This window comes from Citrobacter sp. W9, assembly GCF_026719375.1.
GTDB classification, from domain to species: domain Bacteria; phylum Pseudomonadota; class Gammaproteobacteria; order Enterobacterales; family Enterobacteriaceae; genus Citrobacter; species Citrobacter werkmanii.
This window is the reverse complement of record NZ_JAPPTE010000006.1, coordinates 62,270-84,962: the sequence shown is the minus strand read 5'-3', so window position 1 is coordinate 84,962 and position 22,693 is coordinate 62,270. Positions and strand designations below refer to the sequence as shown.

General features: G+C 53.9%; 21 protein-coding genes. 4 read left to right on the top strand and 17 right to left on the bottom strand.

The window, feature by feature from the left end:
* Nucleotides 1–83: 83 nt before the first annotated feature.
* The 5 genes from lysS to xerD all read right to left on the bottom strand — a co-directional run bounded on the left by lysS (nucleotide 84) and on the right by xerD (nucleotide 6,173).
* Entirely contained in the window at nucleotides 84–1,601 is a 1,518-nt protein-coding gene (gene lysS / locus OOJ59_RS11295; RefSeq protein ID WP_006686909.1) for a lysine--tRNA ligase, read from the bottom strand.
* A 9-nt stretch (nucleotides 1,602–1,610) separates the two neighbouring features.
* Nucleotides 1,611–2,709, bottom strand: a protein-coding gene (prfB, locus tag OOJ59_RS11290) for a peptide chain release factor 2 (RefSeq protein WP_100194817.1) whose coding sequence is annotated in 2 segments (ribosomal slippage) — nucleotides 1,611–2,633 and nucleotides 2,635–2,709 — 1,098 coding nt in all. Because the reading frame shifts where the segments join, the coding sequence is not laid out codon by codon here.
* A gap of 91 nt (nucleotides 2,710–2,800) precedes the next feature.
* Nucleotides 2,801–4,534, bottom strand: coding sequence for a single-stranded-DNA-specific exonuclease RecJ (gene recJ, locus OOJ59_RS11285; RefSeq protein WP_038633470.1), 1,734 nt, complete (start codon nucleotides 4,532–4,534; stop codon nucleotides 2,801–2,803).
* Nucleotides 4,535–4,539: 5 nt separating this feature from the next.
* Nucleotides 4,540–5,253, bottom strand: a complete 714-nt coding sequence (gene dsbC / locus OOJ59_RS11280) for a bifunctional protein-disulfide isomerase/oxidoreductase DsbC (RefSeq protein ID WP_061382414.1) — start codon at nucleotides 5,251–5,253, stop codon at nucleotides 4,540–4,542.
* Between the two features lie 23 nt (nucleotides 5,254–5,276).
* Nucleotides 5,277–6,173, bottom strand: a complete 897-nt coding sequence (gene xerD, locus OOJ59_RS11275; protein WP_160955397.1) for a site-specific tyrosine recombinase XerD — start codon at nucleotides 6,171–6,173, stop codon at nucleotides 5,277–5,279.
* A gap of 113 nt (nucleotides 6,174–6,286) precedes the next feature.
* On the opposite strand from xerD, the gene fldB reads away from it, so the two are divergent.
* Nucleotides 6,287–6,808 (top strand): flavodoxin FldB, encoded by a 522-nt coding sequence (gene fldB / locus OOJ59_RS11270; protein ID WP_038633478.1) that lies wholly within the window; start codon nucleotides 6,287–6,289, stop codon nucleotides 6,806–6,808.
* Between the two features lie 100 nt (nucleotides 6,809–6,908).
* Here fldB and OOJ59_RS11265 read toward each other — a convergent pair whose 3' ends face one another.
* Nucleotides 6,909–7,316, bottom strand: coding sequence for a protein YgfX (locus OOJ59_RS11265; protein WP_038633481.1), 408 nt, complete (start codon nucleotides 7,314–7,316; stop codon nucleotides 6,909–6,911).
* Entirely contained in the window at nucleotides 7,297–7,563 is a 267-nt protein-coding gene (sdhE, locus tag OOJ59_RS11260) for an FAD assembly factor SdhE (protein WP_016154349.1), read from the bottom strand. Before sdhE ends, OOJ59_RS11265 begins: the two co-directional genes overlap by 20 nt.
* A gap of 256 nt (nucleotides 7,564–7,819) precedes the next feature.
* On the opposite strand from sdhE, the gene ygfZ reads away from it, so the two are divergent.
* Nucleotides 7,820–8,800 carry a tRNA-modifying protein YgfZ gene (gene ygfZ, locus OOJ59_RS11255; protein ID WP_085048764.1) on the top strand — a complete coding sequence of 327 codons (981 nt, stop codon included), beginning with the start codon at nucleotides 7,820–7,822 and terminating at the stop codon, nucleotides 8,798–8,800.
* A gap of 91 nt (nucleotides 8,801–8,891) precedes the next feature.
* Here ygfZ and trhA read toward each other — a convergent pair whose 3' ends face one another.
* Together trhA and yqfB are read right to left on the bottom strand one after the other, a co-directional pair.
* Nucleotides 8,892–9,551, bottom strand: coding sequence for a PAQR family membrane homeostasis protein TrhA (gene trhA, locus OOJ59_RS11250; protein ID WP_038633489.1), 660 nt, complete (start codon nucleotides 9,549–9,551; stop codon nucleotides 8,892–8,894).
* Between the two features lie 163 nt (nucleotides 9,552–9,714).
* The gene (gene yqfB, locus OOJ59_RS11245; RefSeq protein ID WP_160955396.1) at nucleotides 9,715–10,026 is read right to left on the bottom strand and encodes a N(4)-acetylcytidine aminohydrolase; all 312 of its coding nucleotides are present in this window, start codon (nucleotides 10,024–10,026) and stop codon (nucleotides 9,715–9,717) included.
* A 52-nt stretch (nucleotides 10,027–10,078) separates the two neighbouring features.
* Here yqfB and OOJ59_RS11240 point away from each other — a divergent pair, with 52 nt between their 5' ends.
* Both OOJ59_RS11240 and bglA read left to right on the top strand, forming a co-directional pair.
* Nucleotides 10,079–10,807, top strand: coding sequence for a MurR/RpiR family transcriptional regulator (locus OOJ59_RS11240; RefSeq protein WP_160955415.1), 729 nt, complete (start codon nucleotides 10,079–10,081; stop codon nucleotides 10,805–10,807).
* Between the two features lie 120 nt (nucleotides 10,808–10,927).
* Nucleotides 10,928–12,361, top strand: coding sequence for a 6-phospho-beta-glucosidase BglA (gene bglA, locus OOJ59_RS11235; protein WP_160955395.1), 1,434 nt, complete (start codon nucleotides 10,928–10,930; stop codon nucleotides 12,359–12,361).
* 93 nt (nucleotides 12,362–12,454) lie between these two features.
* Here the strand turns inward: bglA and OOJ59_RS11230 are convergent, their stop codons facing one another.
* The 8 genes from OOJ59_RS11230 to OOJ59_RS11195 form a co-directional block, all read right to left on the bottom strand.
* The gene (locus OOJ59_RS11230) at nucleotides 12,455–13,198 is read right to left on the bottom strand and encodes an SDR family oxidoreductase (RefSeq protein ID WP_137347456.1); all 744 of its coding nucleotides are present in this window, start codon (nucleotides 13,196–13,198) and stop codon (nucleotides 12,455–12,457) included.
* A 78-nt stretch (nucleotides 13,199–13,276) separates the two neighbouring features.
* Nucleotides 13,277–16,150, bottom strand: coding sequence for an aminomethyl-transferring glycine dehydrogenase (gene gcvP / locus OOJ59_RS11225; protein ID WP_159121464.1), 2,874 nt, complete (start codon nucleotides 16,148–16,150; stop codon nucleotides 13,277–13,279).
* A gap of 162 nt (nucleotides 16,151–16,312) precedes the next feature.
* Nucleotides 16,313–16,702 carry a glycine cleavage system protein GcvH gene (gene gcvH / locus OOJ59_RS11220; protein ID WP_006686886.1) on the bottom strand — a complete coding sequence of 130 codons (390 nt, stop codon included), beginning with the start codon at nucleotides 16,700–16,702 and terminating at the stop codon, nucleotides 16,313–16,315.
* A gap of 24 nt (nucleotides 16,703–16,726) precedes the next feature.
* Nucleotides 16,727–17,821: a glycine cleavage system aminomethyltransferase GcvT gene (gcvT, locus tag OOJ59_RS11215; protein WP_038633507.1), complete on the bottom strand. Its 1,095-nt coding sequence runs from the start codon at nucleotides 17,819–17,821 to the stop codon at nucleotides 16,727–16,729.
* Nucleotides 17,822–18,273: 452 nt separating this feature from the next.
* Nucleotides 18,274–19,476: an FAD-dependent 2-octaprenylphenol hydroxylase gene (gene ubiI, locus OOJ59_RS11210; protein WP_087856778.1), complete on the bottom strand. Its 1,203-nt coding sequence runs from the start codon at nucleotides 19,474–19,476 to the stop codon at nucleotides 18,274–18,276.
* An 81-nt stretch (nucleotides 19,477–19,557) separates the two neighbouring features.
* A complete protein-coding gene (gene ubiH / locus OOJ59_RS11205; RefSeq protein WP_137351601.1) occupies nucleotides 19,558–20,736 on the bottom strand; it encodes a 2-octaprenyl-6-methoxyphenyl hydroxylase in 1,179 nt (392 codons plus the stop codon).
* Nucleotides 20,733–22,058 carry a Xaa-Pro aminopeptidase gene (gene pepP, locus OOJ59_RS11200; RefSeq protein ID WP_160955394.1) on the bottom strand — a complete coding sequence of 442 codons (1,326 nt, stop codon included), beginning with the start codon at nucleotides 22,056–22,058 and terminating at the stop codon, nucleotides 20,733–20,735. Before pepP ends, ubiH begins: the two co-directional genes overlap by 4 nt.
* 25 nt (nucleotides 22,059–22,083) lie before the next feature.
* Nucleotides 22,084–22,662 (bottom strand): YecA/YgfB family protein, encoded by a 579-nt coding sequence (locus OOJ59_RS11195; protein WP_087856780.1) that lies wholly within the window; start codon nucleotides 22,660–22,662, stop codon nucleotides 22,084–22,086.
* Nucleotides 22,663–22,693: the final 31 nt, after the last annotated feature.

The following is a 22,693-nucleotide window of genomic DNA, read 5'->3' as shown; positions in this document are numbered from 1 at the left end:
GCCTGATGGCGCTATGCTTACCAGGCCTACATAACGAGTTGTAGGCCGGATAAGGCATCAGCCGCCATCGGGCATGTCACATCTTACTTAACCGGGCGCATCGCCGGGAACAGGATCACGTCGCGGATGGTATGGCTGTTGGTGAACAGCATAACCATACGGTCGATACCAATACCCAGACCCGCAGTCGGCGGCAGACCGTGTTCCAGAGCGGTAACGTAGTCTTCGTCGTAGAACATCGCCTCGTCATCACCCGCATCTTTGGCGTTAACCTGATCCTGGAAACGCTGCGCCTGATCTTCTGCATCGTTCAGTTCGCTGAAACCGTTACCGATCTCACGTCCGCCGATGAAGAATTCAAAGCGATCGGTGATTTCCGGGTTTACGTCATTACGACGCGCCAGCGGAGAAACTTCTGCCGGGTACTCGGTAATGAAGGTCGGTTGAATCAGGTGCGCTTCCGCGACTTCTTCGAAGATCTCGGTCACGATACGGCCCAGACCCCAGCTTTTCTCAACTTTGATGCCGATAGATTCAGCGATCGCTTTAGCAGAGTCGAAGTTATCCAGATCGGCCATGTTGGTTTCCGGACGGTATTTCTGAATCGCTTCGCGCATGGTCAGTTTTTCGAACGGCTTACCGAAGTCGAAGACTTCTTCGCCGTAAGGCACTTCGGTGGTTCCCAGAACGTTCTGCGCCAGCGTGCGGAACAGTGATTCGGTCAGTTCGATCAGATCTTTGTAGTCCGCATACGCCATGTAGAGTTCCATCATGGTGAACTCTGGGTTATGACGAACAGAGATGCCTTCGTTACGGAAGTTACGGTTAATTTCGAATACGCGTTCGAAGCCGCCAACCACCAGACGCTTGAGGTACAGTTCCGGCGCGATACGCAGGTACATATCCAGATCCAGCGCGTTATGATGGGTGATGAACGGACGCGCCGCCGCGCCGCCAGGGATCACCTGCATCATCGGGGTTTCTACTTCCATAAAGCCGCGACCCACCATGAACTGGCGGATGCCAGCCATAATCTGTGAACGCACTTTAAAGGTATTGCGGGATTCATCGTTAGAGATGAGATCCAGATAGCGCTGACGATAACGCGCTTCCTGGTCCTGCAGCCCGTGGAATTTATCCGGCAGCGGGCGCAGCGCTTTCGTCAGCAGACGCAGCTCGGTGCAATGAATAGACAGCTCACCGGTCTTGGTCTTGAACAACTTACCTTTCGCGCCGAGGATATCGCCCAGATCCCATTTTTTGAACTGCTCGTTGTAAACGCCTTCCGGCAGATCGTCACGAGCAACGTACAGCTGAATACGGCCGCCAACATCTTGCAGCGTAACGAATGAGGCTTTACCCATAATACGGCGGGTCATCATACGACCAGCAACGGATACCTCAATGTTCAGCGCTTCCAGCTCTTCGTTTTCTTTCGCGTCGAAGTCAGCATGCAGTTGGTCTGAGGTGTGATCGCGACGGAAATCGTTCGGGAACGGGATCCCCTGCTCACGCAGGCTCGCCAGCTTCTCACGGCGCGTTTTCAGTTCATTGTTAAGGTCGGCTACCGCGTCAGCGCCCTGTACGTGTTGTTCAGACATGTTGGTTCCTCATAACCCTGCTTTCAAACTTGCTTCGATAAATTGATCCAGGCTGCCATCCAGCACCGCCTGCGTGTTACGGGTTTCAACCCCGGTACGCAGATCTTTAATGCGGGAGTCATCAAGGACATAAGAACGAATCTGGCTACCCCAGCCGATATCTGACTTATTGTCTTCCATCGCCTGTTTCTCGGCATTCTTCTTCTGCATTTCCAGTTCATAAAGCTTCGCTTTCATCTGCTTCATGGCCTGGTCTTTGTTCTTGTGCTGGGAACGGTCGTTCTGACACTGCGTCACAATCCCGGTCGGGATGTGGGTGATACGCACCGCCGATTCTGTACGGTTAACGTGCTGACCGCCCGCGCCAGAGGCGCGATAAACGTCAATGCGCAGATCCGCCGGGTTGATGTCGATATCGATATCATCGTCAACTTCCGGATAGACAAACGCCGAGCTGAACGACGTATGGCGGCGACCACCGGAGTCGAACGGGCTCTTACGTACCAGACGGTGTACGCCGGTTTCAGTCCGCAGCCAACCGTACGCATATTCGCCAGCAATTCTGATGGTCACGGATTTAATACCCGCCACTTCGCCTTCAGATTCTTCAATAATTTCAGTCTTAAAGCCGCGAGCTTCGGCCCAACGCAGATACATACGCATCAGCATGCTCGCCCAGTCCTGCGCTTCCGTACCGCCGGAGCCAGCCTGAATATCGAGATAGCAATCTGCGCTGTCATATTCGCCGGAGAACATACGACGGAATTCCAGCTGCGCCAGCTTATCTTCCAGGGTATCGAGTTCTGCTACGGCTTCGTTAAAGGTTTCTTCGTCGTCGGCTTCTACAGCCAACTCCAACAGGCCGGAGACATCTTCCAGGCCCTGGCTCATTTGGTCGAGTGTATCTACGATGGCCTCAAGGGAGGAACGCTCTTTACCCAGCGCCTGCGCGCGTTCGGGTTCGTTCCATACGTCCGGCTGTTCCAGCTCGGCGTTTACTTCTTCCAGACGCTCTTTCTTGGCATCATAGTCAAAGATACCCCCTAAGAACGTCAGAGCGCTCCGTGAGGTCCTGAATGCGGTTATTTACCGGATTAATTTCAAACATTGTCTGATTTCTTTTATTGGACTAGTCAAAATGCGGTTATAAGAGCGGGATTGTAACTAATCCACGCCCTTTTTTATAGCGATTAGTGACGCTAAAGTGGCCAGATATTATCGATTATTAGCTGCAAACTACGGTTGCCGCGAAACTCATTAATATCCAGTTTGTAGGCCAACTGAACATCGCGCACGCCGTTGTCCGGCCAGCAACTGGTATCAACGTTGAACGCAATTCCGTCCAGCAGAGGTCCGCCGCCAACCGGCTCCACCATCACCTTCAGATGACGCTCACCCACCAAACGCTGCTGAAGCAGACGGAAATGTCCATCAAACAGCGGTTCCGGGAACATTTGCCCCCACGGCCCGGCATCACGCAGCATTTGCGCGACCTCCATGGTCATCTCCGCGGCGCTTAGCGGGCCATCTGACACCACTTCGCCCTGCAGCAAGGCGGGATCCAGCCACTCGGTTACCAGTTCGCCGAAACGCTGCTGGAAACGCTCAAACTGCGCCTCTTCCAGCGACAAGCCCGCCGCCATGGCGTGACCGCCAAACTTGAGGATCATGCCAGGATGAAGGGTGTCCAGGCGCTCCAGCGCATCACGCATGTGCAGCCCCTGAATCGAACGCCCGGAGCCTTTGAGCGTACCGTCGCCGGCAGGAGCAAACGCAATCACCGGACGATGAAAACGCTCTTTAATGCGCGATGCCAGAATGCCGACTACTCCCTGATGCCACTCAGGATGGTACATCGCAAGGCCGCCCGGTAGCGTCTCGCTACTGCGCTCCAGCTTTTCACACAGGATCAGCGCTTCCGCCTGCATGCCCTGCTCAATTTCTTTGCGTGTCTGATTGAGCGCGTCCAGTTCATTGGCCAGCATGCGTGCCTCGCCAATGTTGTCGCACAGCAACAGCGCCACGCCGACGGACATATCATCCAGACGGCCAGCGGCATTCAGCCGTGGCCCCAGCGCAAAACCTAAATCGCTGGCAGCCAGCTTAAGTGGGTCGCGGTTGGAAATTTCCAGCAGCGCCTTAATGCCGGGACGGCACTTTCCGGCACGAATACGGCTTAATCCTTGCCACGTCAGAATGCGGTTATTAGCATCCAGCGGGACCACGTCGGCCACCGTGCCGAGCGCGACCAGATCGAGCAAGTCCGCCAGGTTCGGCGGCGCAATGCCTCGTTCATCAAACCAGCCTTTGTCACGCAGGAAGGTGCGCAGCGCCAGCATCAGATAGAAGGCCACGCCAACCCCTGCCAATGATTTAGACGGGAATTCACAGTCGTGCAGATTGGGGTTGATGATCGCCTCTGCATTAGGCAGCGTATCCCCTGGCAGATGGTGATCGGTCACCACCACCGGGATCCCCAGCGCTCTGGCATGTTCCACACCGGCGTGAGACGAGATGCCATTGTCTACGGTGACAATCAGCTGAGCGCCACGCGCATGCGCCTGCTCCACCACTTCCGGGCTTAAGCCATAGCCGTCTTCAAAACGATTAGGCACCAGGTAGTCAACGTTACCGCAACCCAACGCACGCATCGCCAGAATACTGAGCGCCGTACTGGTCGCGCCATCGGCGTCGAAATCGCCGACCACAATAATGCGGGTTCCCGCGCGAAAGGCGTTATAGAGGATCTCAACTGCTTTTTCGACGCCATTCAAATGCTGCCACGGCAGCATTCCTTTTACGCTACGTTCAAGTTCCTGGGCGCTGCGCACGCCGCGGCTGGCGTATAAACGACGCAGCAATGGCGGCAGGTCATCAGGTAGCTCGGTTGTCTCGTCGGCTTCACGCCGACGAAGTTGTATCTTTTGTTTCACGCGAATTATTTACCGCTGGTTTGTTTTGCATGTGCGTCGAGGAATTCTTTCATCTCTTTCGGGCCCTGATAGCCAGGCACGACATAGCCGTTGCTCAGCACAATCGCCGGCGTGCCGCTAACGCCAAACTGCACGCCCAGCGCGTAGTGGTTCGCGATATCCACATCGCAGGTTGCTGGTTTCACGTCCTTGCCTGCCATCGCGTCATCAAAGGCTTTGTTTTTATCCTTCGCGCACCAGATCGACTTCATGTCCTGCTCGGCCTGGCTTTCCAGACCCTGACGCGGGAAGGCCAGATAACGAACGGTGATCCCCAACGCATTATAGTCTTTCATCTCTTCATGCAGCTTGTGGCAGTAACCACAGGTGATGTCGGTGAAAACGGTAATGACGTGTTTTTCCTGCGGCGCTTTGTAGACGATCATCTCTTTTTCCAGCGCGTTCAAATGCTTCATCAGCAACTGGTTAGTAACATTCACCGGGCTTGCGCCGCTCACGTCATACATCGGTCCCTGAATAATATGTTTACCGTCTTCAGTCACGTACAGCACGCCGCTATTGGTCAGTACGGTTTTCATACCCGCCACCGGAGCAGACTGAATCTCGGTGCTCTGTACCCCCAGCTTTGCCAATGACTGGCGAATCGCCGCATCGTCTGCATGTACCATGCCGGAAAACGCCGTTGCCAGCAGGGTGAACATCATAAAACGTTTTTTCATAACCTATCCTTTCCTGTCAGCACTCACGCTCGCGGGTGATGCTGTTGATGTAGTTGACGCAAGCGCTCCGTTGCGACATGAGTATAAATTTGTGTTGTCGAGAGGTCGCTATGCCCCAGTAGCATCTGCACCACGCGCAGGTCAGCGCCATGATTGAGCAAATGCGTGGCAAAAGCATGCCGCAGGACGTGCGGTGACAGCTTCTCGCTGTCGATTCCCGCCAACACAGCATAGTGTTTAATACGATGCCAGAAGGTCTGACGGGTCATCTGTTGCGCCCGCTGGCTGGGAAACAGCACATCAATTGATTCACCGTTGAGCAACCATGGACGCCCATGTTCCAGATACGTTTCCAGCCAGTAAACCGCCTCTTCACCCAACGGCACCAGGCGTTCTTTGTTGCCTTTACCGATCACCCGAACCACACCCTGACGCAGGCTGACGTCACTCATTGTCAGTCCCACCAGCTCAGATACGCGCAGGCCCGTTGCATACAATACTTCCAGCATGGCTTTGTCGCGTAGCTCCAACGGTTGCTCAATCAGCGGCGCCTGCAACAGTCGCTCCACCTGTGCCTCACTGAGATCTTTGGGCAGGCGCTGCGGAAGCTTCGGTGATGCAAGCGAGGCGCTGGGATCGTCTTCGCGAAATTTTTCGCGGTAAAGATGCTGAAAAAAGCGCCGCGTAGCACTGAGCAAGCGAGCGGAACTGGTGGCTTTATATCCCCCATCCATCCGCTCGGCCAGTAATGCCTGCAGATCATCGCTCTGCGCCGTCGCCAGCGAGACGCCACGGTGATGTAACCATTCGACAAGCATGGTCAGATCGCGACGATACGCACTTAACGTGTTTTCCGCCAGATTTCGTTCCAGCCACAGGGCATCAAGAAACTGCTCGATGCGCGCCAGATCCTGTTCCACTCGCGCCCCTTATTCCACTCTCATTTTTGATGCATTATGCCTCATTGTGCCGGGATTGCGGCGATTCTGTTACACTACCCGCAACGCTACAGCAGAATTGAGATGTTTACGTCATGAACATGGGTCTTTTTTACGGTTCCAGTACCTGCTACACCGAAATGGCAGCAGAAAAAATCCGCGATATCCTGGGTCCCGAACTGGTGACACTGCACAACCTCAAAGATGATTCCCCGACCTTAATGGAGCAGTATGATGTGCTCATTTTGGGCATCCCGACCTGGGATTTTGGTGAAATTCAGGAGGATTGGGAAGCGGTCTGGGAGCAACTGGACGACCTCAACCTGGAAGGCAAAATTGTCGCGCTTTACGGGATGGGCGATCAGCTAGGATATGGCGAATGGTTCCTGGATGCGCTGGGGATGCTGCACGATAAACTGGTCACCAAAGGCGTCAAGTTTGTCGGTTACTGGCCAACCGAAGGCTATGAATTTACCAGCGATAAACCCGTCATTGCTGATGGACAGCTGTTTGTTGGTTTGGCACTGGATGAAACGAACCAGTACGATCTCAGCGATGAACGCATCCAGAACTGGTGCGAGCAAATTCTTGGGGAAATGGCCGAACACTGGTCCTGATAAGCGTGTTGCCGGATGACGCCGTGAACGCCTTATCCGGTTTACCTCACGCATCAAACCTAAGGCCCTAAAGCGGCACGCCATCAGATATTTGTTGGCATTACCCCTGCTTCGCCTGTTGCAGCATTAACCGCCGTAAATCTCGCCACTCAGCCTCATCCATACTGTCTGCCGCCAGCCACAAATGCTGACGTTTCCCGGTATCTGAACGCAAACGCAGCATCATGCCTGTTTTGACCATCCAGGGCGCGCTAACGATAGTCCACTCCTGCCCTTGCCAGCGCAGACGGCCGTCCATCAACAGCCTAATCTCGCCCTGACAGGCGTTAATTCTACGTTGGCTGCGTACGCTGTCGAACACCACCAGAGAGAGCAGAACCATCCATAATGGGGTGTAGCTCAAAGGCCAGGGCATCAATAAAATAAATACCGCGACCAGCCCATGAACGAGCAACGAAAGCCACTGCGCGCGCCATGAAACGCGTAAATCAGATTGCCACTGGACCACGTTCCCGATTCCGTGTCTGGATAAGTCGCACCATCTGCTCCAACTGAGCATCAGCTGGTTTCCCATGATTCATCAACCAGTTAAATAAATCTGGATCGTCACATTCTAGCAGACGGATAAAGATACGTTTTTCTTCGTCACTTAAGCTGTCATATTCATGTTCGAAAAACGGCATGATAGAGATGTCCAGCTCGCGCATACCGCGGCGGCATGCCCAATGAATACGTGCTTTATTATTAATATCCATGTTCTTCTTCCTGTCTCGCGAAAACGAAGTATCCGGCTATTGTAACGTGTTTTTCACGCGCTTTTGCGGGATTATCAGCTAATGGAAGCACATTCGCTAAATAAAACCGCATTAAGTCAAAGGATTCATCATTTTTGGATGTCTCCTCGCAAAGCTTACTATATGGCACAAATAGCCTGTTTAAACCGCTTGCAATGGGCCATAGCTCTTTTACCATTAGTCATTATCACTGCGTTAAGCAAATCAGGACATTATTATGGCTTTTACATCTTTTCCTCCTCGCCAGCCTTTTGCGTCAACGCGTTTACCTCTGACGCTAATGACGCTCGATGACTGGGCGCTCGCCACCATTACCGGTGTCGACAGTGAGAAGTATATTCAGGGTCAGGTCACGGCTGATGTCAGCCAGATGACCGAGCATCAGCACGTGCTGGCAGCCCATTGTGATGCCAAAGGTAAAATGTGGAGCAATCTGCGCCTGTTCCGTAACAGTGACGGTTTTGCATGGCTTGAACGCCGCAGCTTGCGCGATGCGCAGCTTACAGAACTGAAAAAATATGCGGTCTTCTCGAAGGTAGTGATTGCGCCGGACGACGAGCGTGTTCTGTTGGGCGTAGCGGGATTCCAGGCACGAGCGGCGCTGGCCAATCTCTTTAGCGAATTACCGAACAGCGAAAAACAGGTTATTACCGAAGATGCTTCCACAATACTGTGGTTCGAACACCCTGCCGAGCGTTTCCTGCTGATTGTTGATGTTGCAACGGCGGAAAGCCTGGTTGAGAAACTGCGCGGCGAAGCGGAGTTAAATAACAGTCAACAGTGGCTGGCGCTGGATATCGAAGCGGGTATTCCGGTCATTGATACTGCCAACAGCGGACAGTTTATTCCCCAGGCGACCAATATGCAGGCTCTGGGCGGGATCAGCTTCAAAAAAGGCTGCTATACCGGCCAGGAAATGGTGGCGCGCGCCAAATTCCGCGGCGCCAACAAACGCGCCATGTGGACTCTGGCAGGTACGGCCAGCCGGGTGCCGGAAGCTGGCGAAGATCTGGAACTGAAAATGGGTGAGAACTGGCGTCGTACTGGTACCGTACTCGCCGCAGTACAGCTCGCTGATGGCCAGATACTGGTGCAGGTCGTGATGAATAACGACATGGAAGCCGACAGCGTGTTCCGCGTTCGCGATGACGCAAAAACGCTGCATATTGTGCCGCTGCCGTATTCGCTGGAAGAGTAAAAGCTTAACGCCGGATGGCGCTACGCTTATCCGGCCTACAGGCACATTTTGTAGGCCGGATAAGGCGTTAGCCGCCATCCGAAATCAAGGGTTACGCCTGTCCAACATACAAATAAATCGCCAGGAAGTGGCAAACGCTGCCGCCCAGTACAAAGCCGTGCCAGATCGCGTGGTTATATGGAATGCGCTTACAGACATAGAAAATAACGCCCAGCGAATACACCACACCACCAACGGCCAGCAAGGTCACGCCTCCCGCCGCCAGTTTAACCGCCAATTGATACACCACAATCAGCGATAGCCAGCCCATTGTCAGGTAAGTCACCAGCGACAGAACCTTAAAGCGGTGCGCAATGGTCAGTTTGAATAAAATACCGAGCAGCGCCAGGCTCCAGATAACAATCATCAGTCCACGTGCCAGCGGCGAATCAAGCCCCACCAGCAGAAATGGCGTATAGGTCCCGGCAATCAGCAGATAAATCGCGCAGTGGTCGAATTTTTTCAGCCAGACTTTCGCTCGCTGATGGGGGATCGCGTGATACAAAGTTGAGGCGAGAAACAGCAGGATCATGCTGCCGCCGTACAGGCTATAACTGGTAATCGCCATAGCGCTGGCGTTGGTATCCACTGCCTGAACCAGTAACAACACCAGCCCGACAATCCCAAACACCAGCCCGATACCGTGACTGATGCTGTTGGCTATTTCCTCTGCCAGCGAATATCCCTGCGCGATTAATGGTTTCTGAACCATAGCTTACTCCCGAGAAACGAACACTTTCGTTATTGCCCCTCTAGCGTAACTGAGAATGGTTCCAGTGAACACCTGTTAGCCGTAATATTTATCTTAAAATAAATAGTTCATAAAAATCATATAATTAATTTTAATCTTTCAGCTAACAAGTGTACGCATTAAATCAAACACATTTAAAATCAATCACATAAAATTGCGTTTGATCCGGGTAAATTTCGGCAATCACACGTTTCAGTTCTTCAAGCGACATGTTTTCCTGCTGAGCATGTTTTTCAGTCAGCGTATCCAGCATGACGGTTGAGGTGCCAACAACTTCAATCGTGCAGAAGTATCCCTCATCTTCAAAGCGCCCAACCCGTAGAATGTCACCGGTTTTGAAGTGTGATTCGGACTCGTCACGAATGGTGATGGTTTTGCGTCCGGCCAGTATGTCATCCTGGAAACGCTGAAAAAAAGTGATGTCATTTGGCTGCATGTTATTATTCCCTGTAGATGAAGTCTGATGAGTGAGTTTTGCTATTGTGAGTATGTTCTCCCACGCTGCCATCGCCAGTCTCAACAATCTTGAGATGCTGGTCTACAACTATGTCATCAAAAATCGTGACAAAGTCATGTACATGACCATTCGCGAACTGGCCGATGCCGTGGGCGTTTCCACTACCACCGTACTGCGCTTTTGCCGCAAGCTTAAGTGTGAAGGTTACTCAGAATTTCGCGTACGCTTCAAATTATATTTAGAGCAGAATGAACCGCAACAGGCTAATTTCGGCGCCAGCGAAATTATCAGCTTTTTTAAAAGCGTCAATAACGACGAATTCGATAAACTGCTCGATCAGGCTGTTGATATTATATTATCTTCCGAACGTATTATATTTGTTGGCGCAGGAACGTCAGGAGCGCTTGCGAAATACGGCGCGCGTTTTTTCTCCAACTTCGGAAAATTCAGTAATCATATTGACGACCCTTATTTTCCGGTAACCAATGATATGGCCAGAAACGCGCTGGCAATCGTGCTTTCCGTCTCCGGCGAAACAGAGGAGATCCTGCGTTTTGCCAGCCAGTTCAGCTTGCACCACTGTAAAGTGTTGTCTGTAACCAGCCATGAACAGTCACGTCTGGCGAAACTCGCCGACTTTAATCTCTCCTGGCACGTTCCACAAACACGCATTGCCGGGGTATACGATATAACCACGCAAATCCCCGTTATTTATATTCTGGAATCGCTTGGCCGCAAACTGGCGAAAAGAATAGCGTAAAAAAACAATCTGTTTTTTTGATGTAACAAATCACATTAATGCTATTTTGTTATATCGTGACATTTAGGTTTCCTTTGTTAGACTCAAAATCAGATTGTATTAATTTGAGACTGAGCGCAGATGAAAAAACTTACCTTAGCAAAAGATTTTTTATGGGGCGGCGCGGTTGCGGCGCACCAGGTCGAAGGTGGCTGGAACAAAGGTGGCAAAGGCCCCAGCATTTGCGACGTACTGACCGGTGGGGCACACGGCGTTCCACGAGAAATCACTCAGGAAGTCGTGCCCGGTAAATACTACCCCAACCACGAAGCCGTCGATTTTTACGGTCATTACAAAGAAGACATTAAGCTGTTTGCCGAAATGGGCTTCAAATGTTTCCGTACCTCCATCGCATGGACCCGTATCTTCCCCAATGGGGACGAAACCCAGCCGAACGAAGAAGGTCTGAAGTTCTATGACGACATGTTCGATGAATTACTGAAATACAACATCGCACCGGTCATCACCCTTTCCCACTTCGAAATGCCGCTACATTTGGTTCAACAGTATGGGAGTTGGACCAATCGCAAAGTTGTTGATTTCTTTGTTCGATTTGCTGAAGTCGTCTTTGAGCGTTACAAACACAAAGTCAAATACTGGATGACCTTCAACGAGATCAATAACCAACGTAACTGGCGCGCACCGTTGTTTGGCTATTGCTGCTCCGGTGTGGTGTATACCGAGCATGAAAACCCGGAAGAGACCATGTACCAGGTGCTGCATCACCAGTTCGTGGCCAGCGCGCTCGCAGTGAAAGCCGCACGCCGCATCAACCCGGAAATGAAAGTGGGCTGCATGCTGGCTATGGTGCCGCTCTATCCATTCTCCTGTAAGCCCGAAGATGTCATGTTCGCCCAGGAGTCAATGCGTGAACGCTACGTCTTTACTGACGTCCAACTGCGCGGCTACTACCCAAGCTATGTGTTGAACGAGTGGGAACGTCGCGAATTTAACATCAGGATGGAAGACGGCGACGAGCAAATCCTGCGTGAAGGCACCTGCGACTATCTCGGATTTAGCTACTACATGACCAACGCGGTGAAAGCGGAAGGCGGTAGCGGTGATGCCATTTCCGGTTTTGAGGGTAGCGTGCCGAACCCGCACGTCAAAGCGTCCGACTGGGGCTGGCAGATTGACCCGGTTGGCCTGCGCTATGCTTTATGTGAGCTGTACGAGCGCTATCAGAAGCCGCTGTTTATCGTTGAAAACGGGTTTGGCGCCTACGATAAAGTGGAAACAGATGGCAGCATCAATGATGACTACCGCATCGATTATCTGCGCGCCCACATCGAAGAGATGATGAAGGCGGTCACCTATGATGGCGTAGATCTGATGGGCTACACGCCGTGGGGCTGCATTGACTGCGTTTCGTTCACCACCGGTCAGTACAGCAAGCGCTACGGCTTCATCTACGTGAATAAGCACGATGACGGCACTGGGGATATGTCGCGTTCACGCAAGAAGAGTTTTGAGTGGTATAAAGCGGTGATCGCCAGCAACGGCGAGAATCTGTGATTTTTCGCCGGATGGCGGCGTAAACGCCTTATCCAGCCTACAGGTATGATCCCGTAGGCTGGATAAGCGCAGCGCTATCCGGCCATTAAATCCCTACTTCCCGCCGGCCAGCTCCAGAAAACTGCCCGTGACGTAAGATGCCTTCTCGCTCAGTAGCCAGCAAATCGCCTGCGCGACTTCTTCCGGCTGCCCACCACGCTGCATAGGCAACATGGATTTCACGCGATCAACCCTTCCCGGCTCTCCACCCGACGCATGCATTTCAGTGTAGATCAGACCTGGACGTACGCAGTTTACGCGGATCCCCTGCGCCGCCACCTCCAGTGCCAGGCCGGTGGTGAGCGTGTCCACCGCACCTTTTGAAGCGGCATAATCAACATATTCGAATGGTGCACCGAGCCGTGATGCCGCCGAAGAGACATTCACAATCGCCCCACCCTGACCGCCGCGCTTAAACGACATGCGCTTTACCGCTTCCCGACAGCACAGAAAATAGCCGGTAACATTGGTCGCCAGTACGCGGTTAATTCGCTCTGCAGTTAAGTTTTCCACCGTGGTCTGTTCAAATAAAATCCCGGCATTATTCACCAGCGCAGTCAGCGGTTCCCCTTCACGGTCGATCGATTCAAACATCGCCAGCACCTGACTTTCATCACTGATATCCGCACGCAGCGCAAATGCCTTACCACCTGCCGCGACGATGTTGTTCACCACCTCGGTTGCCGCACGAATATTGTGATGAAAATTAACGGCGACCGTGTAACCCTCCAGTGCCAGTTGCAGCGCGGTTGCTCGCCCAATACCGCGACTGCCGCCAGTAACAAGTGCGATTCCCATAGAGACCTCCAGATATGAAAAAGCCGGGAGGCGGCTTCGCCTTACCCGGCCTGGAAATTGTTTAACTACGCGGAAAAGTTACTGATATTCGCTCATCGGCACGCAGGAGCAGAACAGGTTACGGTCGCCGTAAACGTCATCAAGACGCTTCACGGTAGGCCAGTATTTGTTCGCCACGCCTGCCGGGAAGACTGCGATTTCGCGGCTATAACCGTGGTTCCACTCGCTCACCAGCTCATTCTGGGTGTGCGGCGAGTTTACCAACGGGTTATCTTCCAGCGACCACTCACCGGCTTTCACGCGCTCGATCTCAGCGCGGATTGCCAGCATCGCGTTAATAAAGCGATCCAGTTCCACTTTGCTTTCAGATTCGGTCGGTTCCACCATCAGCGTACCCGCTACCGGGAACGACATGGTTGGCGCATGGAAACCATAGTCGATCAGACGTTTGGCAATATCCAGTTCGCTGATGCCGGTCTCTTCTTTCAGTGGGCGAATGTCGAGAATACATTCATGCGCTACACGGCCATCGCGACCGGTATACAGCACCGGATAGGCATCTTTCAGACGGCTGGCAATGTAGTTAGCGTTAAGAATAGCGACCTGGCTTGCCTGCTTCAGACCTTCTGCGCCCATCATACGGATGTACATCCAGCTGATTGGCAGAATGGATGCGCTACCGAACGGTGCGGCAGACACCGCGCCCTGACGGGTAAGCATCCCTTCAATCTGTACCACGCTGTGGCCAGGCACAAACGGTGCCAGATGCGATTTAACGCCGATCGGTCCCATGCCCGGGCCGCCGCCGCCGTGCGGAATGCAGAAGGTTTTATGCAGGTTGAGGTGCGAAACGTCCGCGCCGATAAAGCCCGGCGTGGTGATTCCAACCTGGGCGTTCATGTTCGCGCCGTCGAGGTACACCTGGCCGCCGAACTGGTGCACAACTTCACACACTTCGCGGATCGTTTCTTCATATACGCCGTGGGTGGACGGATAGGTCACCATGATGCAAGAAAGGTTCGCAGCATGTTGTTCTGCTTTTGCCCGCAAATCGTCGAGGTCGATGTTGCCGTTCTTATCACAGGCGACTACCACCACCTGCATCCCCGCCATTTGTGCGGAAGCCGGGTTAGTACCGTGGGCGGACGCCGGGATCAGGCAGATATCGCGATGGCCTTCGTTACGGCTTTCGTGATAATGACGAATCGCCAGCAGGCCAGCGTATTCGCCTTGTGCGCCGGAGTTCGGCTGCATGCAGACTGCGTCATAGCCGGTCAGTTTTACCAGCCACTCGGAAAGCTGACCGATCATCTGGTGATACCCTTCCGCCTGCTCTGGCGGGCAGAACGGATGCAGTTCAGCGAATTCCGGCCAGGTGATAGGAATCATCTCGGCGGCGGCGTTCAGCTTCATGGTGCAGGAACCCAGCGGGATCATCGCCTGATTCAGCGCCAGATCTTTACGCTCCAGCGAGTGCATATAGCGCATCATCTCGGTTTCGCTGTGGTAGCGGTTAAACACCGGGTGGCTGAGGATCGCGTCGTCACGCAGCATGCTGCTCTGAATGGAACGGCTGTCGAGCGCCACGTCTTTATCCAGTGTGTCGATGCTCAGGCCGTGGCTGTCGCCCAGCAGAACATTGAACAACTGCACCACGTTTTCACGGGTGGTGGTTTCGTCGAGCGTAATACCTACCGCGTTATGAATATCGCTGCGCAGGTTGATCTCTGCCGCTTCCGCACGCGCCAGTACCGCAGCTTTATCGGCCACTTCAACACACAGCGTGTCGAAGTAGTGCGCATGACGCAGCTTTAAGCCTTTCTGTTGCAGACCAGCCGCCAGAATATCGGTCAGGCGGTGGATACGATTAGCGATGCGCTTCAGACCGACCGGACCATGATAAACGGCATACAGGCTGGCGATGTTAGCCAGCAGTACCTGTGAGGTACAAATGTTGGAGTTCGCTTTCTCACGACGGATATGCTGCTCGCGAGTCTGCATCGCCATGCGCAGTGCGGTATTGCCCGCCGCATCTTTTGATACGCCGATAATACGGCCTGGCATGGAGCGTTTGAATTCGTCTTTGGCGGCAAAGAATGCCGCGTGTGGGCCACCGTAGCCCATCGGTACGCCGAAGCGTTGCGCAGAGCCGAAAACGATATCCGCGCCCTGTTTGCCCGGTGCGGTCAGCAGAACCAGCGCCATAAAATCGGCAGCGACACTGACCACAACTTTACGGGATTTCAGCTCAGCAATCAGTTTGCTGTAATCGTGCACTTCACCAGTGGTACCAACCTGCTGCAACAGCACGCCGAACACATCCAGGTGATCCAGTGCTTTCTCAGCGTCATCCACAATGACGTCAAAACCAAAGGTTTCTGCACGAGTGCGAACCACATCCAGCGTTTGCGGATGAACATCAGCCGCCACAAAGAAACGGTTGGCGTTTTTCAGTTTGCTGACGCGTTTGGCCATCGCCATGGCTTCGGCCGCTGCGGTGGCTTCATCCAGCAGAGAGGCGGAGGCCATGTCCAGTCCCGTCAGGTCCAGCGTGACCTGTTGGAAGTTAAGCAGCGCTTCCAGACGGCCCTGAGAGACTTCCGGCTGATACGGCGTATACGCGGTGTACCAACCCGGATTTTCCAGCATGTTACGCAGGATAACCGGTGGCAACTGCACGGCGGTATAGCCCATGCCGATGTAGGACGTGAAGCGCTTGTTACGCCCGGCGATGGCTTTTAATTCGGCCAGCGCAGCGTATTCTGTCGCCGCCTCGCCTACCTGCGGCGGGGTTGCGAGCTGAATGTCTTTCGGCACAATCTGGCCGATCAGCGCGTTTAACGACTCGGCGCCAACCGCATTCAGCATCTCTTGCTGCTGCGCGGCGTCCGGTCCGATGTGGCGTTCAATGAAAGCGCCGCTGTTTTCAAGCTGGCTTAACGTCTGTGTCATGGGCGATGGTTCCTGAAACGTGCAGTGAATCGTGATTGTCTCTAACTCAATTGCCCGGTGGCGCTGACGCTTACCGGGCCTACGCGTGCGAAAACGAATACGCAAAATAATTCGCGTTGCAGTGAGTAGGCCGGATAAGCATTAGCGCCATCCGGCACAACATTATTCGTCTTCTAACAATGCTTCGTACGCAGTGGCATCCAGCAGCGATTCGATTTCGCTTTCATCGCTGGCTTTGATTTTGAAGATCCAACCGCCGGCATACGGTTCGCTGTTAACCAGTTCCGGGGAGTCGCTGAGCGCGTCGTTAACCGCGACAATCTCACCGCTTACCGGCGCATAAATATCAGAAGCCGCTTTTACGGATTCCGCAACGGCGCAGTCATCGCCCGCGCTGACGGTGGCGCCAACTTCTGGCAGGTCTACGAAAACCATGTCACCCAACAGCTCCTGAGCATGTTCGGTGATACCAACGGTGTAAGAGCCGTCAGCTTCTTTGCGCAGCCATTCGTGTTCTTTGCTGTATTTCAGTTCTGCAGGTACGTTGCTCATCAATCAATCTCCAAAAAGGATGAATCACGCGACGGCTTTGCCGTTACGCACAAAAACAGGTTTAGTGACTTTTACTGGCATTTCGCGGTTACGGATCTGCACGATCGCTGTCTCACCGATACCCGCAGGGACACGCGCCAGCGCGATGCTGTAGCCCAGGGTTGGGGAGAATGTTCCGCTGGTGATAATGCCTTCATGTTGGTTACCGGAAGCGTCAGTGAAACGGACTGGCAGTTCATTACGCAGCACGCCCTTCTCGGTCATCACCAGTCCGACCAGCTGTTCATGGCCTTTGTCGCGCTGCATTTCCAGTGCTTCACGACCAATAAAGTCGCGGTCGGCAGGTTCCCACGCAATGGTCCAACCCATGTTGGCTTCCAGCGGAGAAATCCCTTCGTCCATCTCCTGACCATACAGGTTCATACCCGCTTCCAGACGCAGCGTGTCACGCGCGCCCAGACCGCAAGGTTTGACGCCTGCTTGTACCAGCGCACGCCAGAAATCAGCCGCTTTTTCATTCGGCATGGCGATTTCATAGCCTGCTTCGCCGGTATAACCGGTGGTTGCGATAAACAAATCACCCGCCTGAACGCCAAAGAACGGCTTCATACCTTCTACCGCATGGCGCTGTTCGTCAGTAAACAACGTGGCTGCTTTTTCCTGCGCGTTTGGCCCCTGCACCGCAATCAGCGACAGGTCGTCACGAACGGTGATGTCGATGGCGTAGGGTTCAGCATGTTGGGTAATCCAGGAGAGGTCTTTTTCGCGGGTGGCGGAGTTTACAACGAGGCGGAAGAAATCTTCAGTGAAGTAATAGACAATCAGGTCATCTATCACACCGCCCGATGCGTTAAGCATACCGGAGTAGAGGGCTTTACCCGTCTTCGTTAGCTTCGCAACGTCGTTTGCCAGCAGATAACGCAAGAACTCCCGGGTGCGGCTGCCGCGCAGGTCGACGATGGTCATATGCGACACATCAAACATACCGGCATCGGTGCGAACAGCATGGTGTTCATCGAGCTGAGAACCGTAATGCAGTGGCATCATCCAGCCATGGAAATCTACCATGCGCGCGCCACATAGCGTGTGTTGTTCGTACAAAGGAGTCTGTTGAGCCATCTTTTCCTCGTTGAATAAGCGGGGCTACCAACTCTTTCGCGGTGAAATTTTCGCCACGAAACCCAGCACCGCAGCCGCTCCAGGGGCTACGACGCAAACGTTCTCTTTGTCCTGAACTTACCACCGAAACAGACGCTAAACCATAAGGCAAAATTAGCCATCACATTAGCTTATGGCAAAAAATGGCCAGATCGACGACAGAATAAAAATCCACAAGTACGCAAAAAAATCAGAACAACAAACAGCATAGAGAAGAAAAAATCAGCATCAAACCACATTAAATATGGAAAAAATGTCAAAAATGGCGTTATGAAAAAAACGTGATATTAAAAAAACTAATGCGAAAAAAGGTGTGGAATTAGATTATTTCAAATGAGAGAAGCATCCCGGCGCGAGGGCCGGGAGAGGAAAATGTGACGGGTCTCAAACTCTTAAGATTGTCCTTACGGACGCTAGCGTAGCCACTCGGGAAGATCGTTCAGCCCCATCGCCTGACGGATGAGCTGCGGTTTTACACCCGGAAGGGTATCGGCCAGTTTCAGACCAATATCACGCAGCAGTTTTTTCGCCGGATTCTCGCCGGCAAACAGTTCACGGAAGCCCTGCATACCGGCCAGCATCATTGCTGCGCTGTGCTTACGGCTGCGCTCATAACGACGCAAATAGAGATACTGGCCAATATCTTTGCCCTGACGTTGTAGCCGCTTAAGCTCATCGATAAGCTCTGCCGCATCCATAAAGCCGAGGTTAACCCCCTGGCCCGCCAACGGATGGATGGTATGCGCCGCATCCCCCACCAGCGCCAGACGATGGGCGGCGAACTGACGAGCATAGCGTCCCGTTAGCGGAAACGTCTGCCGTTCGCTTTCAACGTTGCACAGGCCCAGACGGTTATCAAAAGCGATATTCAGCGCCTGATTAAACTCATCAACGCTTGCCTGCTGCATGCGTTCGGCTTCCTGCGGAGAAAGTGACCAGACGATAGAGCACAGATGCGGGTCACTGAGCGGCAGGAATGCCAGGATACCCTCGCCGTGAAACGCCTGGCGCGCAACCGCGCCGTGAGCTTCCTGCGTACGGATCGTCGCCACCAGCGCATGATGACGGTAATCCCAGAAGGTGAGCGGAATGTCTGCTTTATTACGCAGCCAGGAGTTAGCGCCATCCGCGCCGATCACCAGGCGAGCCGTCAGCATTGTGCCCTCTTTCAGAGTCAGAAATGCCTCGTTCTCACCCCAGGCTACCTGCTGTATTTCAGCGGGCGCCAGCAGCGTAATATCCGGCGAACGCTGCGCCTTTTGCCATAACGCGTAATGGATCTCTGCGTTTTCGACGATGTGGCCCAAATGGCTGTAGCCCATGCTCTGGTCGTCAAATTCAATGCGCCCGAAGCTGTCTTTGTCCCAGACTTCCATACCGTGATAGCAGCACGCGCGACGGGCAGCGATATCTGACCAGACGCCCAAACGAGTAAGCAGTTTTTCACTGGCGGCATTGATTGCCGACACGCGAAGCTGAGGAGGTGCATCCACCGCCAACGACTGCGGAACATGTTGTTCTAACACCGCAACGCGTAACCCGCTGCCCTGCAAGCCGCAGGCAACCGCCAGTCCCACCATGCCGCCACCGACAATTGCTACATCAACACTTTGCACTGTTTACTCCTGGAAACCGGAACAATCAAAACCGTAGGCCGGATAAGGCATTTACGCCGCCATCCGGCTTACAGGCCATATTTATCGCGCAACCCAACCCAGGGTCCGCTCCGCCAGCGCATCGCGCGCGGGTGTGAATAACTCCATCGCCATCAGCCCGGCATTTCGCCCAACAACCAGCGGGGCCCAGCGGTTGGCAAACAGATACACCAGATTGTTGGTTACGCCAATTGTCGTTTCGCGATCGCGCTCACGACGTTGCTGATAGCGTGCCAGCACTGCGTAATCACCAATATCTTCCGCGCAGTTTTGCGCCTGAGTTAACGTCTCAGCAAGGCTCATTACGTCGCGCAGACCAAGGTTGAAACCTTGTCCGGCAATGGGATGTAGCGTCTGAGCGGCGTTCCCCACCAGCACGGTACGATGGGTAATCGCCTTCAGCGCAGTGGTTAATGACAGCGGATAAGCGCTGCGTTTACCGGTCTGGGTAATACGTCCCAGCCGCCAGCCAAACGCGGTTTGCAATTCACGGCAAAACCGTTCGTCGGACCAGGCCATGATCTCATCGCGCTGATCCAGCGGATGGCACCACACCAGCGAGCAGCGACCATCAGACATCGGGAGCATTGCCAGCGGGCCATGCTGCGTAAAACGTTCAAACGCGCGCCCATCGTGGGGAACGGAGGTCGAAACATTGGCGATTACCGCCAGTTGTTCATAAGGCTGCTGCAGCCAGTCCACACCGCAGGCGGTAGCCAGCGCGGAACGTGTACCGTCAGCGGCGACCACCACGCGACCGGTAATGGACTCGCCATTTTCCAGTGTGACCTCAACATGACCCTGCGTACGCGACACGCTGGCTACGCGATCGGGACAATGCAGCGTGACGCCCGGCGCTTTACGCAGTAGCGCAAACAGACGCAGCCCAACATCGTGGAGTTCCACCACCTGACCCAGCGCCGGGAGACGATATTCCTGCGCATCCAGCGTAACAAATCCGGCATGGCCGCGATCGCTGACGTGGACCGTTTTAATTGCCGTTGCGCAATCGGCAATCGCCTGCCACACGCCAATTCGCGCCAGCTGCTGACAGGTTCCTGCCGCCAGCGCAATCGCCCGGGCGTCAAACCCAGGATGACGGTCAGTTTCAGGTTCGCTCGCTTCTATCAGATGAACTGGCAGCGTCCCATGACTGAGCTGGGAAATGGCCAGCGCCAGCGTCGCGCCGACCATGCCACCACCAACGATAATTACGCTCATTGCAGTCGCGCCGCAGCCATTAAGGCTTCAATATCATCCGCTTTCTTCACCACGCTGGCGGTCAGATTTTCATTACCGTCTTCGGTGATAAGGATGTCATCTTCTATACGAATGCCAATGCCCCGATAAGCAGCCGGTACATCGGCATCCGGCGCGATATATAACCCTGGCTCGACGGTCAGCACCATTCCTGGCTCAAGGATACGCGAACGATCCTGACCATAAACGCCAACATCGTGCACATCCAGCCCCAGCCAGTGGCTAAGGCCATGCATAAAGTATGGCCGGTGCGCATTCTCGGTAATTAACTGGTCGACGTCACCGCGCAATACGCCAAGCTTCACCAGACCGGTAATCATGATGCGCACAACTTCACCGGTGACGTCCTGAATGGAAGTTCCGGGGCGATACAGACGTAGGCTGGTCTCTAAGGATTCCAGCACGATATCGTAGATTTCGCGCTGCGCGGGGGTAAATTTGCCATTAACCGGAAAAGTACGCGTAATGTCGCCCGCATAGCCTTTGTATTCACAGCCAGCGTCAATCAGCACCAGGTCGCCATCGCGCATTTCACTTTCATTTTCGGTGTAATGCAGGATACAGCCGTTTTCACCGCTTCCGACAATGGTGTTATAGGACGGATAACGCGCGCCGTGGCGGGTAAATTCGTGGTGAATCTCCCCTTCCAGTTGGTATTCAAACATCCCCGGACGGCATTTTTCCATCGCGCGGGTATGCGCCAGGGCGGTGATCTCTCCGGCACGGCGCATGATCGCAATCTCTTCTGGTGATTTGAACAGGCGCATTTCATGCACCATCGGACGCCAGTCGATGATCGCGCCAGGCGCGTGCAGATTTTGTCTGGAACCTTTGCGTAGTTTATCCAGCGCCGTGCAGACAATTTCGTCAGCCCAAGCGTACTCGCCCTGTGCGTGATACACCGCGTCCAGGCCATTGAGCAGCAAGTGCAGCTGTTGGTTGATTTCACTGAAGGCCAGCGCCCGGTCAACGCCGAGTTTTGCCGGCGCGGCATCCTGGCCCAGACGGCGGCCAAACCAGATCTCCGCCGTCAGATCGCGAACCCGGTTGAACAAAACGCTGTGGTTATGAGTATCATCACTTTTAATCAGCACCAGCACGGCTTCAGGCTCGTTAAAGCCGGTGAAATACCAGAAATCACTGTTCTGGCGGTACGGGTATTCACTGTCCGCGCTGCGCGTCGCTTCCGGCGCGGCAAAAATCAGCGCGGCGCTGCCGGGCTGCATTTGTGCCAGCAAAGCCTGACGACGACGCTGGAATTCTTGCTGAGATATCTCACTCATAACACTCTCCTTGGCGTTGTTGTATTTAGTGCAGAGTCGGTTTACGGACTTCCGGCGCAGTCGGCTGCTGACGCGTAAACGTGTCATGGCACAGCAAGGCGGCTACACGCACGTATTCGATGATCTCTTCGAGCGACATTTCCAGCTCTTCCTGATCTTCGTCTTCGTCATAGCCCAACTGGGCGATATTGCGCAGGTCGTCAATCGCTTCACCGGTTTCGCCGGTCACTTTGTCGAGCTTAGGCTGCGTGACGCCGAGGCCCAGCAGGAAGTGGTTTACCCAGCCAGCCAGCGCATCGGCGCGATCGAATACGCTGACGTCATCACCTTCAGGCAGAAAAAGCTGAAAAAGGAAGCCGTCGTCCTCAAGGGCATCGCTGGTAGCAGAGTGCATTTTCAGCAGCGCCTGAGCCAGCTCGTGACCAAAGGCCAGACCTTCGTTCGTCAGGTCGTGCAACAGCGGCTGCCATGAGCTGTCGTTGTTACCGCCACAAATTATCCCGCTGATTAAGCCGTGCATTTCGGCCGGGGTTAATCCAGCCCCTTGTTGGTTCAAAAACTGGCTAACTTCGCTGTAGCCAGGCATTTCGTTCTGTATAGACATAAGCATTCGTCATCAAAGGGAGGAATATTCA

What these genes read in the sequence shown, in the direction of transcription:
- lysS (WP_006686909.1), bottom strand. Translation starts at nt 1,601, where the DNA reads ATGTCTGAACAACACGTACAGGGCGCTGACGCGGTAGCCGACCTTAAC.
- dsbC (WP_061382414.1), bottom strand. Translation starts at nt 5,253, where the DNA reads ATGAAAAAACGTTTTATGATGTTCACCCTGCTGGCAACGGCGTTTTCC.
- fldB (WP_038633478.1), top strand. Translation starts at nt 6,287, where the DNA reads ATGAACATGGGTCTTTTTTACGGTTCCAGTACCTGCTACACCGAAATG.
- sdhE (WP_016154349.1), bottom strand. Translation starts at nt 7,563, where the DNA reads ATGGATATTAATAATAAAGCACGTATTCATTGGGCATGCCGCCGCGGT.
- ygfZ (WP_085048764.1), top strand. Translation starts at nt 7,820, where the DNA reads ATGGCTTTTACATCTTTTCCTCCTCGCCAGCCTTTTGCGTCAACGCGT.
- trhA (WP_038633489.1), bottom strand. Translation starts at nt 9,551, where the DNA reads ATGGTTCAGAAACCATTAATCGCGCAGGGATATTCGCTGGCAGAGGAA.
- yqfB (WP_160955396.1), bottom strand. Translation starts at nt 10,026, where the DNA reads ATGCAGCCAAATGACATCACTTTTTTTCAGCGTTTCCAGGATGACATA.
- OOJ59_RS11240 (WP_160955415.1), top strand. Translation starts at nt 10,079, where the DNA reads ATGTTCTCCCACGCTGCCATCGCCAGTCTCAACAATCTTGAGATGCTG.
- bglA (WP_160955395.1), top strand. Translation starts at nt 10,928, where the DNA reads ATGAAAAAACTTACCTTAGCAAAAGATTTTTTATGGGGCGGCGCGGTT.
- OOJ59_RS11230 (WP_137347456.1), bottom strand. Translation starts at nt 13,198, where the DNA reads ATGGGAATCGCACTTGTTACTGGCGGCAGTCGCGGTATTGGGCGAGCA.
- gcvP (WP_159121464.1), bottom strand. Translation starts at nt 16,150, where the DNA reads ATGACACAGACGTTAAGCCAGCTTGAAAACAGCGGCGCTTTCATTGAA.
- gcvH (WP_006686886.1), bottom strand. Translation starts at nt 16,702, where the DNA reads ATGAGCAACGTACCTGCAGAACTGAAATACAGCAAAGAACACGAATGG.
- gcvT (WP_038633507.1), bottom strand. Translation starts at nt 17,821, where the DNA reads ATGGCTCAACAGACTCCTTTGTACGAACAACACACGCTATGTGGCGCG.
- ubiH (WP_137351601.1), bottom strand. Translation starts at nt 20,736, where the DNA reads ATGAGCGTAATTATCGTTGGTGGTGGCATGGTCGGCGCGACGCTGGCG.
- pepP (WP_160955394.1), bottom strand. Translation starts at nt 22,058, where the DNA reads ATGAGTGAGATATCTCAGCAAGAATTCCAGCGTCGTCGTCAGGCTTTG.
- OOJ59_RS11195 (WP_087856780.1), bottom strand. Translation starts at nt 22,662, where the DNA reads ATGTCTATACAGAACGAAATGCCTGGCTACAGCGAAGTTAGCCAGTTT.